Source organism: Burkholderia lata, assembly GCF_902499335.1.
Lineage (GTDB): Bacteria > Pseudomonadota > Gammaproteobacteria > Burkholderiales > Burkholderiaceae > Burkholderia > Burkholderia lata_B.
In genome coordinates this window covers 28,583-43,164 of record NZ_CABVQK010000009.1, presented here as the reverse complement: position 1 = coordinate 43,164, position 14,582 = coordinate 28,583, and the positions used below count along the sequence as shown (strand labels likewise).

Below are 14,582 nucleotides of genomic sequence, written 5' to 3'. Positions count from 1 at the left end.
CCGGTCGAATCGCTCAGATCAGCGCGCAATCGGGTAAATCATCGTGGAGTGCGAATGACTTTAATTTTCATTTTCCCGGTGCATCCTCGCCGTGTCGACGATCCGCCTCCATTTTCCGGGCGGCGCCCCACGCCCGTCCCATCCGGATCGGGGTGGGATGCCGCACGGAACCGGACGGGACGCATTTACCACCGATGCGTATAGCTGGCCGTCAGCACGGCACCCGCCGCAGGCAAGCGGCTCGTGTTGTTGCTGTTGCGCATGAGCTGGCTGTAGAGCGGCAGGTAGTAGCGGTTCAGCAGGTTCTCGACACCGACCGTCACGCGATCCTTCTTCGTGATCTGGTAGCGCGAGATCAGGTCCACGGTCGTATAGCTGCTCACGTCCATGCGGCCGAAACCGATCTTGTCGTTGAGCCGGTAATCGCGCGCTGCGTAAAACGTCGCCTGCAGCCGATTGCTCCAGCGCGGGTTTGGCCTGTATTCGAGATAGCCGGTCAGCTTGAGCGGCGGAATCCGATAGCCGGTCATGTCCTGGAAATTCGCGCTGTTCTGCGGCCGCTCGCGCCCCTGCATGTAGGTGATCGTGCCGCCCGCGCCCCACTTGTCGTCGTCGGATGCGTAGTCGACGGTCGCTTCGATGCCAGCGATGCGCTCGGCCGTGCGCGTGAGGATCAGGCCGTTGTTGAAGCTCTGAACGTCGCCGAGTTCCGACGTCGTGTAGAAGAGCGCGAGCGTGCCGTCCGCGTGATTACCCAGGCTACCGCGCCAGCCGATCTCGTAGTTGTTGGTCTTCACGGGCTCGAGGCTCGACGAATGGATGTCGAAGCCGGCGGTCGCGTTACGCAATTGCAGCCCGACGTCCGGCAACTGGAACCCCTGGCTGAACGACGCATAGATTTCCTGGCTCGGTACCGGCGCATAGGCAACACCCGCATTGAACAACCATGCGCCGTAGCCGGTCGATCCGCCCGGCACCGTGTACTTCTTCGCAAGACGCAGCTGTGAAAGCGGCACGAAACTGTCGAAGCTCGCGCTCGCATGCTCGTAGCGCACACCGGCTTCCGCCGACCATTTGTCGCTGAACTTGTGCTGCAGTTGCGCGAAACCGCCGACACTGGTCGTCGTCAGGGTTGGCAGGTACGTCAGCGTGCCGGTCTTGCGGTAGACGAGGCCACCGCTGGCGTCGTACGCGGCCGGCGAGAAAATATCGTCCGGCATGTCGCTGCGTTCCTGGTTGAAGTCGGCGCCCCACTGGATCTTCGTGCGGCCGGCGCGATCGAGCGGTGTCGTGATCGTCAGGCGGCTGCCGAACACCTTCGAGTCCTGCATGACCTGATCGACGTTGTTGCCGCGTGTCGCCACCGCGCGCGCGTCGAACGGCGCGAAGCGCGTGAAGTAGTTCCGGTAGTAGAGCTGGGCCGCCACCTCGCTGCCGAGCACGTCCTTGTTGCTGTACTGCAGGTTGAGCTGCGTGTTGCGGATGCGGTTCTGGTCGTCGAGCTGGAGCCCGTCTTTCGGACGCGCGACGGTCGTGCCCGGCGGCAGTTTCGCGACCGACGGATCGCTCCCGTAGTGGGTGTCCTGCTTCGCGTCGTAGTGGCTCGCCGAAAACACGATGCGCTGATTCGCATCGATCCGGAATCCAAGCTTGCCTTCGACGTTGTAGACGTTCGAGTCGAACAGGTCGCCCTGGCTGGGTTCTGGCGCGATGCGATGGCCACGCGCGTCATACGCGCTGCCGATGTGCTGCGCATCGACGTTGAATTCGTACTCGACCGGGCCGTGGCTGCCCGCGAAGAACTGCTGCACGGTGCCGCCGAGGCCGCCCGTGCCCAGATGCGAGAGCGGCGAGGTCATCGAGAACGTCGTCTCGGCGCGCGGCGCGCCACCCGGCTGCCGCGTCGTGATCGACACGATGCCGCCCGTTGCGCCCGCCCCGTAAACAGCGCTGCTGCCGCGTAGCACTTCGACTTTCTCGATGTTGTTCGGGTCGACGTTCGCCAGGTTGCGCGCCGAATCGCGATTCGTATTCAGCGGCACGCCGTCGACCAGCACGAGTATGTTCCGGCCGCGCAGCGTCTGGCCGTAGTCGGTCATCGTGTGGCTCGAATCGGCCATCCCCGGCACGGCCTTGCTCAGCACCGTCGCCAGATTGTTCGATCCGGCTTCGAGGTCGCGCAACGTGTCGCGACCGATCACGGTGATCTGCCGGGTCGGTCGAACGAGATCGCTGTGGGTCCGGTCGCCCGATACCTCGATTGCCGCGAGTTCCACCGGCTCCGCGGCACGACTCGCGCTCACGTTCGTACCGCCACCCGCATTCTCGCTCGCACCGACACCGGTACCCACACCTGCACCCGTATCGGTCTTCGGCGGTGCGGCGGGTGCGCCGCTCTCTACCGTGAACGTGTTCCTTCCCGTCGCACGGGCATGCAACCCCGAACCCGACAACAGTTGCTCCAGTGCCGTTGCCGCGGTCAGCCGGCCCTTGACGGCCTGGCTTGCCCGCTGCTCGGCGCTGGACGTCGAGAACAGCAGTTGTGCGCCGGATTGGCGCGCGAATGCATTCAGCGCGCGGTCCAGACGCTGCGCGGGAATGTCGAATGACGATACGTCACCGCCTTGCCCCCACGCGGCGGCCGACAGACAGCCCGCAACCGCGACACACACGACACGCCCCACACCGGCTTGGTGCCCAGTAACCCCCATACCACCGCTCCTCGTTTGAATCGTTATGAATCGATGATGCTCACGAGGGTTGCCGGACGAGCCGACGGGTTTGTTGACGTCCGGGTGGAAATTTATTCGGAGCGGAGCTTCAGCGGTGCGCGACGGTCACCGTGCCGTCCGCATCCCGCTTCACGTTGAGCGGCAGCACGCCGGGCAGCATGTCCAGCAGCGTGTCGACGTTGTCGGTATTGAATTGCCCGGACAAGCGCAGGTTGGCGGCGCGCGGGTCGAGCTTGACCGGTGCGCGCCGGTAGCGGCGAATTTCCGCGATCGCCACGCTCAACGGTGTCCCGTCGAAGACGAGCCGGCCTTCGCGCCAGCTCAACGTGGCGGCCGGATCGAACGGCTGGAGCACGCCGATGCGATCGCCTTTCACGAGGACGGATTGCTCGGGATGGAGCATCACCGCCGGGCGCTGTGCCACGGCGACTTCCACGGCCCCGGACACGACGCCGACCCGCACGTCCTGCGCATCGCGGCGCACGGTGAAGCTCGTCCCGATATCGTGGATCGTCACGTCGCCTGCGCGAGTGACGAACGGCCGGAACGGCGAGTGCGCGATCTCGATCGATGCCTCGCCATGTTCGATCAGCATGCGTCGCGAGCGCACATGCCACTCGACGCGTGCCGACGATCCGGTATTCAGCTCGAGCCGGCTACCGTCGGCGAGCGGCCACGCGCGGTGCTCGCCCACTGCTGTCGCGAGGGTGTCGACCCGGTACGCGGGATCGGCCTGCCAGATCATCAGAGCAGCCGCGATACTCAGCATCGATCCGCCGACGACACGCCGGGCGGTTCGCCGCCGCGCTGCACGACGCACGACCGCGTCAAGCGGATAACGTGCGCGCAACGCATCCTTGAATGGATCGAGCGAGTCGTCTTGAGGAGGCGTCGAATCGTGACTACGGGGAGGCTCAGGCAGCATCGGCATTTGCCGTCTTGGTGTGCAGGGTGTTCTGCAAGATCGGGGCGAGGTCCGTCATCGCGCGGGCCATGTGTTTGGCGACCATGTTACGTGATATTCGCAACTGCGCCGCCACTTCTTCCTGTGACAGATCGTGCAGCTTATGGAGGATAAACACCTCGCGACAGCGCGCGGGCAGCGCGTTGATGGCCCGCTCGAGTTCCTGCACGGTCTGCCGGTAGCTCAATGCCTGCTCGCCGTCGATATCGTCCGACCGCGAGTCGGGAACGACGACCCCAGCCGGCTCCATGCGGCTCGCGTGCAATTCGTCTCCTCTCCATCGATCGATGGCCCGATGTATCGACAGATGACGCAGAAAGGCTAGCGGTGTGTGGACGGGTTCGCCCGGCGGCCGCTGAAGGAGCTGAACGCCGACATCCTGGACGACGTCGCACGCGAATGCGCGATCGCCAAAGCGATGCCGGACGTGATTGACAAGTTCCTCGTAGTGCTTGATGAACGCAGCGATCAGCGGAGAGTGGGAGGAGTCGCGGTGCGAGCCAGTCACATTGCTGCGAGATGAGCGAGCATCACGCCCAAAATGATAATAATTCTCATTATTGTGACTGATTACAAAACTGTCAACAGACGCGAGAGTCTGGAGATGCCGCCTCCCCGGGTGATGCATCCGCAATTTCGCAGCCTTGGGGCAGGAGCCAGTGATCGCCAAGGCCGGGGCAGCCTTCGCATCGTTCATGCGCGAATGGCCGATAGCGAATGTCCGCGAATGCCTCGCGCCATAGGACCGCCGGAATGTCCTGTGGTGCGGTCGCCCCATGTCCAGTGCTTGCGGCAGTCTATGGCGGCAAAGCTCACGAGATGTCGACGCAGTGTCCGAACTCATGCATCAAAATATCGGAATGAATTATTCAAATCGCCGAAACTATTTAATTAATTTTCTTTTAATCAAACAAAATTTCCGCGCTGGCAAAGGTATTTAAATCAGCCCCGTCATTCAATGTGGTGTTTCTGTTCGAGGCACGCCTGTATTGGTTCGCGAGATTATGAAGATTTTCGACCCTTTATATTTGAACCGAAATTTCGTCGAAAATGTAAAGCATTGCAATATCAGGGCGAGAGTTGAGCATTTCGATTGCGACGCATGATTTTATTTGGCAGGATTTTCATCAAGTTGCTCGACTTTAAAACAACAAAAAAGCCGATCATTCAATCAATCGAAATAACACACGCCGGATGAGCAACGATTCGGAAGGAAGCTGACGAAGAAACAGGTAACGAGGCGGCGAACGGTCGATATCGTTCGCGATCATTGAATCAATCGCTTTCCCGGGCGTCGATGCGTCACTCGAGCGATCCGGGCGAATCCGATACGGGGCGGCCATGGCGATACTCAAGAACGATTCTTCCGGGGAAGCGTGCCTGCTCCGCGCGTATCACGTGTTCGGCCGCGATACCGCGCGCTGCGATACGGTCATCCGCGACGCGTCGGTGTCCCGTGTCCATGCCCATATCCGCTGGGTCGGCGGGCAGTGGGAGCTCCACGATCACAGCAGCAACGGCACGTCGGTATCGGGCGTCCCGTTGCGCGATGGCGAGCACGCGGTGCTGCAGCGAGGCGACGTCATCCGGTTCGGCAGGGCGGGTGTCGCGCCCTGGCGCGTCGATGCGCTCGACGATCCGGCCGATACGCTGTGGCCGGTGCGGGGCGCGACGCATCCGATCGTGCTCACGCCCCGCCAGATCCTGGCTGCCCACGCCGCGCAGCCGGTCACGATCGTCCGGTCGCCGGCCGGCGAATGGCTGTGCGACGACACGTTGCCGCCGCGCGCGCTCCGTGACGGCGATGAAGTGTCGACGGGCGACGTCACGTGGCGCGTGGCGCTCGTGCGCCACGGCTCGACGATGACGTTGCGCGCGCCTGCCGATCCGGCCGCGTCGGCCCGCTTGCTCGAATTCTTCGTCAGCCGGGACGAGGAGCACGCACGCGCGCTGCTGCATGTTCGCGGCGGCGTGGTCGACCTCGGCGAGCGCGCGCATCACTACAGCCTCGTCACACTCGCCCGCGCACGCTCGGCCGACATGCAGGCCGGCTACGACGCCGCCACGCAAGGCTGGATCGAACTCGACCGGCTGGCGCGCATGCTCGGTATCGATACGTCCCATCTCAACGTGCAGATTCATCGCGCCCGGAGCCAGTTCGCGGCGCTGCCGGGGCTCGACGCGAGCCAACTGGTCGAGCGGCGGCGCGGCAGTGTCCGTTTCGGCGATTTCCCGTTTCGCGTCATGCGCGGCGAGCGCCTCGAATGCCAGTCGGTGCCGGGCGTCGAGCCGCGCATGGGCATGCATCGTCCGGCGCCGGATCCGGTCGTCCACTGCTCGTGAACGCGGAAAGACAGCCCCGGTTGCCGACCGCGGCACGCTCAAGCGTCGTGCCGCAAGCGCGTGAATCGCAGCAGCCCGCCGCGCCTTTCGCGGTGCTGGCCGGCAAGCGGCATTACCGGCTCGGTGCGTTGCTCGGCGAAGGCGGCAGCGGCGTGGTGTTTCGTGCGACCTGCGGCGAGACGGGGGAGGACGTCGCGATCAAGCTGATGCGGGACGATGTCGCGCGGACCGCGGCGGAGCGCGCGCGGCAGCGCATGCGCTTCCGGCGCGAGACGGGCCTGTGCGAGGCGCTGCGGCACCCGAACATCGTGGCGCTGCTGGACAAGGGAGAAGCGCCCGACGGGCGGCTGTTCGCCGTATTCGAACGTGTACAGGGCCGGACCCTGCGCGACCGGCTTGCGATCGAGGGGCCGCTGTCGGTCGTCGACACGGGACGGCTGATGGCGCAGGTGCTCGATGCGCTCGCGGCCGCGCATCGCCGCGGCATCGTGCACCGGGATCTGAAGCCGCAAAACATCGTGATCGCGATGGCCGGCGACGGGCCGCACGCGAAGCTCCTCGATTTCGGGATCGGTGCGCTGTTGCCCGGCACGGCAGATATCGCGCCCCAGGCCGCGACGCTCGCGGCCGAGGCGCTCGGCTCGCCGTCGTACTGCGCGCCCGAGCAATTGCGCAACGAACCGCCGACGCCCGGAAGCGACCTGTATGCGTGGGGTCTGGTCGTGATCGAATGCCTGACGGGCGAAGTCGTCGTGCAGGGCGCGAGCGTGGCCGACATTCTTTATCAGCAGCTCAGCCAGGTGGATGTCGCGCTTCCGCCGTCGATCGCGTCGCATCCGCTCGGCTCGGTGCTGCGGCGCGCGCTGAACAAGAATCCGGCGCAGCGCGCCGCATCGGCCGACGAACTCGCCGAGCAGTTCCGCGCGCTCAATTTCGCCGCGCTGGTCGGCCCGTTCGATGCCGGCCGTGCGAGCCGGCATGTGCGCTCGCAGCCGCACCCGTTTGCCCAGCGCAGTGACGCGATCGCAACGGCTGGCGAATACCGGCAGGTCACCACGCTGTGCTGTTGCGTGACGATCGCCGGAGACGGCCGGCAACGCCATGCGGGAACCGATCATGGCGCCCTGCTCGACCGCTACGAGGCGCAATGGCTGACGAAGTGTGCGGACATCGCCGTCGGCTATGGCGCGCAGGTCGGCGAGCGGCTCGGCGACACGCTGCTGTTCCATTTCGGCCTGCAAGGCGATATCGACCTGCCCGCGCGCCGCGCGGCGCGTGCGGCGCTCGACCTGGTGCGGGTGGCAGGGCGCGCACGGCTGCCGGTGCCGGCCGGCGCCGGCGATGCCGTCGGCCGCGAAGGCTGGCACGTTGAAGTGGCGGCGGCGATTCACGTCGGGCAGGTTCTCGCGCATCCGTCGCAGATGGCGTGCGGCTCGACGCCGTCCGCCGCGTCGCGGCTGCTGCGGCTTGCCGGGCCCGGGCAGATCCTGATCAGCGACGATGCGCGGCTCGCGCTCGAACGGTATGCCGACTTCCGGCCGACCGGGTTGCGGCTGGCGCGGGCGGGCCTCGCGCCGCAGCCGGTATATGAACTGCTCGGCGAGTGTCGGGCCGATACGCCGTTCGATTCGCTCGACGGCGGCACGAGGGCGCCGATGATCGGCCGCACGCGCGAACTCGATGCGCTGCTGCGTGCGTGGCAGGAGACGCGTGCGCGCCATCGTCGCGCGATGCGCGGCGTACCGCGGCTCGTCGTCGGCGACGCGGGAATCGGCAAGTCGCGCCTCGTGCACGCGCTGTGCGAGGCCGTGCGGGCACAGGGCCACGCGTTCGCGCATTGCGGGTGCCTGCCCGAGCGGGAAAATCATGCGCTGTTTCCGATCCTGCGGTTCATCAGCGAGCATTGGCAACTCGACGCCGACAGCCCGCCCGGTATCACGCGCGCCGCGATCGACACGATGCTCGCGCCGCTCGAATGCGATCGTGCGGCGGCCCGTGTCGCGCTCTCGACCTGGCTGGGGCTGCCCTGCGATGCGAAGGAGGCGCGGCGGTCGAGCGCACGCGAACAGCACGCACTGTTCGACGTCCTCGAGCAATTGATCGCGTCGCTCGGCAATGGCGCACCGGTGTTGCTCGTCGTCGAGGATGTGCAGTGGATCGACCGCTCGACCGAGGATTTTCTTGCGTACCTGCAGCGCTCGCCTCGCGCGTCGGCGCTCTGCGTCGTGCTCACGTCGCAACCCGACAGGCTCGCACGCTGGCGCGACGCGACCGAACGCCTGGTACTGCGCCGCCTGCCGCGCGACGACGCGCGGCGCCTGTTGTCGGCGTATCTTGGCCAGGACGCGCTCGATCCGGCCCGGCTCGACCCGCTCGTCCATCGTACGGCCGGCATTCCGCTGTTCATCGAGGCCGTCGCGCGCGAGCTGGCGACGAGCGGTGTGGACGGCTCGCTCGCGGCGCTGCGGACGACGGATCCGTGCCCGCTTCCGCTCAGTCTCGGCGGGATGCTCGGTCGCGCGTTCGACCGGATCGACGACGCGCGCGACACCGCGCAGCTCGCCGCGACGATCGGGCTCGAGGTGGATGCGCACCTGCTCGCCGCGGCATCGCCGCATGATCGCGCGACGCTCGACGCGCACCTGCAACTGCTGCTCGAAGAGCGGATCATGTACGCGCAACATCGGCGCGATCGCGTGTTCTATGCGTTCCGCCACGCGTTGATTCGCGACGCCGCGTACGCGTCGATGCCGCCGGCCGTGCGGCGCGCCAACCATGCACGAGTCGGCCTCGCGCTGGCCGCGCAAGCCGATTGCGGCGCTGGCGCGCATGCGATCGGCGTCGACGGACACTTCATGCGCGTGTGCATGTGAATCCTGCATTCGATGCACGGATGTCCCAGCGTCGCCGCAACTCGCGTCCTACAGTGGGCCAGATATGCCGATCCGTCTTTCAGCGCCGGATCGGCCTTTGATCTGGAGACAGCCACATGACAGCCGAGTACACCCTTCAACACCGGATCGCGGGCGACGCGTGCGACGCCGCGCAGGGCGAGTGGTTCGAGAAATTAGAGCCGTGCACCGGGCAACTGCTTGCACGCGTCGCGGCCGGCACCGGTGCCGACGTCGACCGGGCCGTGCGCGCGGCCCGCGCGGAATTCGACGGCGGGCACTGGAGCCGGTTGCCCGGCGCGGCGCGGGCGAAGCTGCTGAACCGGCTGGCCGATCTGCTCGAGCAGGACGCGGAACGCTTCGTCGAACTGCTCGCGCGCGAACAGGGGCGCCCGGCGATGGAAGTGCGCATGATGGACCTGCCGATGTCGATCGACACGCTGCGCTACTTCGCCGGATGGGCGGACAAGCTCGAAGGCCGCCAGATTCCGACCGGTGGCTTCATGGGGCGCCCGACCGTCAACTACACGGTGCGCGAAGCGGTCGGCGTCGCCGGCCTGATCGTGCCGTGGAATGCGCCGCTGATGATCGCGTGCTGGAAGCTGGCGCCCGCGCTCGCGGCGGGCTGCACGGTCGTGATCAAGCCGTCGGAGGACGCACCGCTCGCGGTCGGCGCGCTGGCGGACCTGACGGCGCAGGCGGGCTTTCCGCCGGGCGTCGTGAATCTCGTGCACGGCATCGGCGCGTCGGTCGGCGCCGCGCTGGTCAATCATCCCGGCGTCGACAAGATCAGTTTCACCGGCAGCACCGAGGTCGGCCGCACGATCGCGCGCGAAGCCGGCGCGCAGTTCAAGCGGCTGACGCTGGAACTCGGCGGCAAGGCGCCGCAAATCATCTTCGACGACGCGAATCTCGAGCAGGCCATTGCCGGCGTCGCGATGGGGCTGTTCGTCAACCAGGGGCAAACTTGCGCGGCCGGTACGCGCGTGCTGGTGCAGCGTCGCCACTACGACGACATCGTCGGCGCGCTCGCGCACGCGGCGCGGTCGGTGAGGGTCGGCACGCCGTTCGATCCGGCGACGCAGATGGGCGCGCTGATCAGCGCCCGCCACGCCGATCGCGTGAAGTCGCATATCGCAGCGGCGCTTCGCGACGGCGCGACGATGGTCGCGGGCGACGAGCCGGTGCCGTCGCAAGGCTTCTTCGTACGGCCGACGGTGTTCGCGAACGTCGATCCGGCGATGCGCATCGCGCGCGACGAAGTGTTCGGGCCGGTCGGCACGATCATTCCGTTCGATACGGAAGACGAGGCTGTCGCGCTGGCGAACGACACCGTCTACGCGCTGTCCGCATCGCTGTGGACCCGCGATCTCGCGACCGCGCACCGTACCGCGGCCCGTCTGCGGGTCGGCGCGGTCGCGGTGAACGCGTGGAGCCCGCTCGACGCGCGGCTGCCGTGGGGCGGCTTCAAGGAGAGCGGCGTCGGGCGCGACCTGTCGCAAAGCGGGCTCGATGCGTACCTGGAGGAGAAGGTCGTCACGATCGCGATGTAGCCGCGCACGTTCCGCACCGAGACACCACAACAACAAGATCGCGGGCGTTGCGTTGCTCGCCCGCCTATCCCTATCGACAGACACATGACTACTCAAGACCTGACCTTCGATTACGTCGTCATCGGCGCGGGTTCCGCCGGCTGCGTCGTGGCCGCGCGGCTGATCCAGCAGCATGCCGGTTCGGTGCTGCTGCTGGAGGCCGGCACGCGCGACGACAATCCGTTTCACCGGATTCCGGGCGGTGTGATGCAGGTGTTCCAGAAGAAATCGTGGCCCTACATGACCGAACCGCAGCCGAACGCGAACGGCCGCAGCATGATCATCGCGCAGGGCAAGGTGCTGGGCGGTGGCAGTTCGGTCAACGGGATGATCTACATCCGCGGACAGCGCGAGGACTACGACGACTGGGCGACGCAGTGGGGATGCACGGACTGGCGCTACGACGACGTGCTGCCGTACTTCATGAGGGCGGAAGCGAACGAAAGCCTGGGGCCCGCGTATCACGGCCAGACGGGCCCGCTGCCCGTCAGCGAGAACCGCTATCGCCATCCGCTGACGGCCGCGTTCATCCGGGCCGGGCAGGAAATGGGGCTGCGCTACGTCAACGATTTCAACGGCGAAGTGCAGCAGGGCATCGGCTATTACCAGACGACGACGCGCAACGGCGAACGCGCGAGCACGGCGCAGACCTATCTGGCGTCGGTGCGCAACGACGCGAAGCTGAAGGTGGTGACGGGCGCGCTCGTGCACCGGATCCGGACCGATGCGGGGCGTGCGGTCGCGGTCGAATTCAGCGAGGGCGGTCAGGCGCCCGTGTCGGTGCGCGTGCGCAACGAGGTCGTCGTGAGCGCGGGGGCGATCGGGAATCCGAAAGTGCTGATGCTGTCCGGCATCGGACCGGCCGAGCATCTTGCCGCGCTCGGGATCGATACAGTTGCCGCGTTGCCGGTCGGCCGGAATTTTCACGATCATCTGCACATGTCGGTGCAGGCGTCGATTCGTACGCCGGCGAGCCTCTACGGCGAGAACACGGGGCTTCGGGCGATGCGCCATTTCCTGCAGTGGAAGTGCTTCAGGAGCGGGCTGCTGACCAGCAACATTCTCGAAGGCGGCGCCTTCATCGACACGCTGGGCACCGGGCGGCCCGATGTCCAGTTCCATTTCCTGCCGCTGCTCGACAATTTCGACAATACGCCGGGAGAGAAGCCGCCGGCGAGCGAGCACGGCATGTCGGTCAAGGTCGGCCATCTGCAACCGAAATCGCGCGGGCAGGTCGGGCTGCGCAGCAAGGATCCGGCGGATCTGCCGAGGATCGACGCGAACTTCCTGAGCGACCCGGCCGACCTCGACGGCCAGATCCGGGCCGTGCAGGCCGGGCTCAGGATCCTGTCGGCGAAGGCGCTTCAGGCGCACGTGAAGGAGATCGTCGCGCCGGCCCGGATCGATCCGGACGATCTGCCGGCAATCGAGCGATTCGTGCGGCAGGACATCAAGACCGTCTATCACCCGGCCGGCACCTGCAGGATGGGCACGGACCCACGGACCTCGGTGGTCGACCAGAAGACGCTGCGCGTGCACGGCTTCTCCAATCTGCGCGTGATCGATTGCTCGATCTGCCCGCAGGTGCCGAGCGGCAATACCAATGCGCCGGCGATCATGATCGGCGAACGCGGCGCCGATCTGCTGCTTGGGCGATGAAACGGGCGGCGCAGGGATGACCTGCGCCGCTTTCGCGTCGGGCAACGCCGACGCGGATCCGGTCGAATCAGAGCGGAAACACGGCCTTGAGCCAGAACGCCGCCCCTTCCGGGCGGTTTCGCACATCGGTTTCCATCTGGTACTTGGCGGTCACGAACCAGCCTTTCCCGCTGTCGTACTTGATCGACGGGCCGATCGCGAACGAACGGCCGCGATTGCCGGCGATGGTCTGCCCGGCCTGCGAATCGTCCGTCATCTGCCGGTAGACATAGCCGCCCGCGCCGACCGTCAGGCCGTTGCCGAAACCCCAGCCCGCCGAATAGTCGACGATGAATTCCTGGCCGGACCGGTAATCCGTCGCGTGGTTGCGCTGGTTGAAGGTCCACATGAGCTTCGCGTCGAACACCGGCCCGGTGCGGCCGCCGTACGAAATACCGGCGATCGGCTGGATCGCCCAGTAGTTTCGGCCGATGTTGGCCAGGTCGCCTTTGTCGTAGCGGCCGGTCGGCGCGAAGAAATCGACCGCGAGCAGCGTGTGGAGCGTCGGCGTGACGTGCCAGCCGAGCGCCGGCCCGAACGTCATGTCGCCGACACCGGTCCGCCGCTGCGATTGACCGCCCGCGTGCACGTCGAGCGTGACGAGCGGGAGCAGCGCATGCATGGCCAGCGATGCGCCGGCAAACGTGTAAGGCGTGACCCACACGATCCGCGGCGTTACCGCATAGGCGGTGATGCTGAAGTCCGGCGGCGCGACGTCGCGGCCGTCGTTGTCGCGCAGTTCGCCGGCGTGGTAGCGCTCCACGTAGATCAGCGCATAGAGCCCCGGCGGCGGCAGTGCGCAGCACAGGTAGCCTTCCGCTCCGGTCGGGTAGACGGAGCCGCCGCCTTCGGTTGCATGAGCGCCGTGCGCGACCGCGAGCGCGGACAGCATCACGGAAATGGACCGTCGTTTCATCATGTGTCTCCTCCTGCGGCGCGCGAGCGGCCGCCGTTTGTCTTCGGGCGGCGTGCGGGACGGCATGGGCCGATCGCGTGAAGCCCGGCCGGAAGCCGGTTTCCGCCCGTCAGCAGGGTGCCGCGCCAGTTTCCCGCTCGCATGTGTTTGCGTGCAGAGCCATCAGGAGTGCGGTGCATCTAGGTGAAATCTTTACGGCGTCAGGTAGCGTTCCGGCCGCGCATGGGAGTTGTGCGAATTTTCTTTTGCGTCGGCGCGCCGTACGCTAGGAGCCGATCCCCTCTCATCGATGCTTGCCGGGCGCGTGTCGACGCGCACGACCGGAAGTCGGGCGAGTCGATCGTCGCGCCCGCTGCATGCGCATGCAGGCGGCCACGCAATGGACGTACTTGAAAGCCGGATTTTTCTGGAGGCGAACGTCATGATCGATTCGGGAGCGCATCCGCTGCTGCGGGAGGGCGGCGTGTCGTGCTGGTCGGAGCAGATCCGGCATCGGTTCTTTCCGCTGGAACTCAACGCAGGCGCGTCCGGAGAATTCGACGCAAGCGTCGACGTGTTCGATCACGCGCGCTGCCGCGTGGCGCGCATTTCGGCGAGCGCGCATAGCGCATCCATCGGGCGCGACGCCTGCAAGACGCTGAAGCACCGCTACGTCAAGGTGATCTGGCAACTGAGCGGCGTGGCGAGACTCGAGCAGGGCGCGTGCGAAGTGATCGTGCCGCCGGGGCATTTCACGCTGTACGAGGCGAGCAGCCCGTACTGGATTCAAAGCGACGCGCACGGCGAATTCGTCACGATGCTGTGCGAAGTGGCCGATCATGACGCACTGCTGGCGTTGGCCCGGCACGCGATCGGCCGCGCGATGCCGACGACGGGCGGCGCGGCCGTGGCGCTCGCCAGCCTGCAGGCGATGATCACCGAGGGCCGGCGCATGAATCCGCGCAGCCGCTACGGCGTGCTGGAACTGGTGGCGACGTTGCTCGCCGAGGCGATCGATTTCACGGACGGCACGGCGCCCGCTTCGCGGCGCAAGATCCGCGCGACGTTGCTGCGCGATGCGCAGCAATACATTCATAGGCATCTGGACGACGGTGAACTGTCGCCCGATCGCATTGCCGCGGCATTGAAGGTGTGCCGCCGCACGCTCTATCAGGCGTTCGAATCGATCGGCGAGCGGCCGCAGGCGATGATCCAGCGCCTGCGGCTCGAGAAGTGCCACGAAGTGCTGTCGCAGACCGGTGCCGACGGGGCGAGCATTACGCGTCTCGCGCTGCAGTCGGGGTTCTCCGATCCCGCGTATTTCGCGCGGCTGTTTCGCCGGCGTTTCGGGGTCACGCCGTCGCAGTGTCGCGATACGGCGATGCAGGACGGGGGCGGTGCGGATTCGTCGGGTTAGTCGCGGTTGCGTGCATGCATGCTTCGCGATGGCGATGGCGATGGCGATGG

The 14,582-nt window shown here is 66.4% G+C and carries 8 protein-coding genes and 1 pseudogene; 5 read left to right on the top strand and 4 right to left on the bottom strand.

Features of this window, described 5'->3' with window-relative positions:
- Positions 1–185: 185 nt before the first annotated feature.
- The 3 genes from BCO18175_RS22390 to BCO18175_RS22380 form a co-directional block, all read right to left on the bottom strand.
- Positions 186–2,711 (bottom strand): TonB-dependent siderophore receptor, encoded by a 2,526-nt coding sequence (locus BCO18175_RS22390; RefSeq protein WP_174984079.1) that lies wholly within the window; start codon positions 2,709–2,711, stop codon positions 186–188.
- 109 nt (positions 2,712–2,820) lie between these two features.
- Positions 2,821–3,501 (bottom strand): FecR family protein, encoded by a 681-nt coding sequence (locus BCO18175_RS22385; RefSeq protein WP_174984077.1) that lies wholly within the window; start codon positions 3,499–3,501, stop codon positions 2,821–2,823.
- Between the two features lie 145 nt (positions 3,502–3,646).
- Positions 3,647–4,393 carry an RNA polymerase sigma factor gene (locus BCO18175_RS22380; protein ID WP_254608154.1) on the bottom strand — a complete coding sequence of 249 codons (747 nt, stop codon included), beginning with the start codon at positions 4,391–4,393 and terminating at the stop codon, positions 3,647–3,649.
- A 644-nt stretch (positions 4,394–5,037) separates the two neighbouring features.
- Here BCO18175_RS22380 and BCO18175_RS22375 point away from each other — a divergent pair.
- The 4 genes and pseudogenes from BCO18175_RS22375 (at position 5,038) to BCO18175_RS22360 (ending at position 12,181) form a co-directional block, all read left to right on the top strand.
- Positions 5,038–6,039 (top strand): FHA domain-containing protein, encoded by a 1,002-nt coding sequence (locus tag BCO18175_RS22375; RefSeq protein WP_174984074.1) that lies wholly within the window; start codon positions 5,038–5,040, stop codon positions 6,037–6,039.
- Positions 6,040–6,059: 20 nt separating this feature from the next.
- Positions 6,060–8,900 (top strand): annotated as a pseudogene (locus BCO18175_RS22370) (TOMM system kinase/cyclase fusion protein); the annotation flags it as partial.
- A gap of 128 nt (positions 8,901–9,028) precedes the next feature.
- Complete coding sequence (locus BCO18175_RS22365) at positions 9,029–10,483, top strand: aldehyde dehydrogenase family protein (RefSeq protein WP_174984071.1); 1,455 nt, start codon at positions 9,029–9,031, stop codon at positions 10,481–10,483.
- A gap of 84 nt (positions 10,484–10,567) precedes the next feature.
- The gene (locus tag BCO18175_RS22360; RefSeq protein ID WP_174984069.1) at positions 10,568–12,181 is read left to right on the top strand and encodes a GMC family oxidoreductase; all 1,614 of its coding nucleotides are present in this window, start codon (positions 10,568–10,570) and stop codon (positions 12,179–12,181) included.
- Between the two features lie 67 nt (positions 12,182–12,248).
- Here the strand turns inward: BCO18175_RS22360 and BCO18175_RS22355 are convergent, their stop codons facing one another.
- Complete coding sequence (locus tag BCO18175_RS22355; protein ID WP_254608152.1) at positions 12,249–13,139, bottom strand: SphA family protein; 891 nt, start codon at positions 13,137–13,139, stop codon at positions 12,249–12,251.
- A gap of 418 nt (positions 13,140–13,557) precedes the next feature.
- Between BCO18175_RS22355 and BCO18175_RS22350 the strand changes: the two genes are divergently transcribed.
- Entirely contained in the window at positions 13,558–14,532 is a 975-nt protein-coding gene (locus tag BCO18175_RS22350; RefSeq protein ID WP_254608151.1) for a helix-turn-helix domain-containing protein, read from the top strand.
- Positions 14,533–14,582: the final 50 nt, after the last annotated feature.

What these genes read in the sequence shown, in the direction of transcription:
- BCO18175_RS22390 (WP_174984079.1), bottom strand. Translation starts at nt 2,711, where the DNA reads ATGGGGGTTACTGGGCACCAAGCCGGTGTGGGGCGTGTCGTGTGTGTC.
- BCO18175_RS22385 (WP_174984077.1), bottom strand. Translation starts at nt 3,501, where the DNA reads ATGCTGAGTATCGCGGCTGCTCTGATGATCTGGCAGGCCGATCCCGCG.
- BCO18175_RS22380 (WP_254608154.1), bottom strand. Translation starts at nt 4,393, where the DNA reads ATGAACGATGCGAAGGCTGCCCCGGCCTTGGCGATCACTGGCTCCTGC.
- BCO18175_RS22375 (WP_174984074.1), top strand. Translation starts at nt 5,038, where the DNA reads ATGGCGATACTCAAGAACGATTCTTCCGGGGAAGCGTGCCTGCTCCGC.
- BCO18175_RS22365 (WP_174984071.1), top strand. Translation starts at nt 9,029, where the DNA reads ATGACAGCCGAGTACACCCTTCAACACCGGATCGCGGGCGACGCGTGC.
- BCO18175_RS22360 (WP_174984069.1), top strand. Translation starts at nt 10,568, where the DNA reads ATGACTACTCAAGACCTGACCTTCGATTACGTCGTCATCGGCGCGGGT.
- BCO18175_RS22355 (WP_254608152.1), bottom strand. Translation starts at nt 13,139, where the DNA reads ATGATGAAACGACGGTCCATTTCCGTGATGCTGTCCGCGCTCGCGGTC.
- BCO18175_RS22350 (WP_254608151.1), top strand. Translation starts at nt 13,558, where the DNA reads ATGATCGATTCGGGAGCGCATCCGCTGCTGCGGGAGGGCGGCGTGTCG.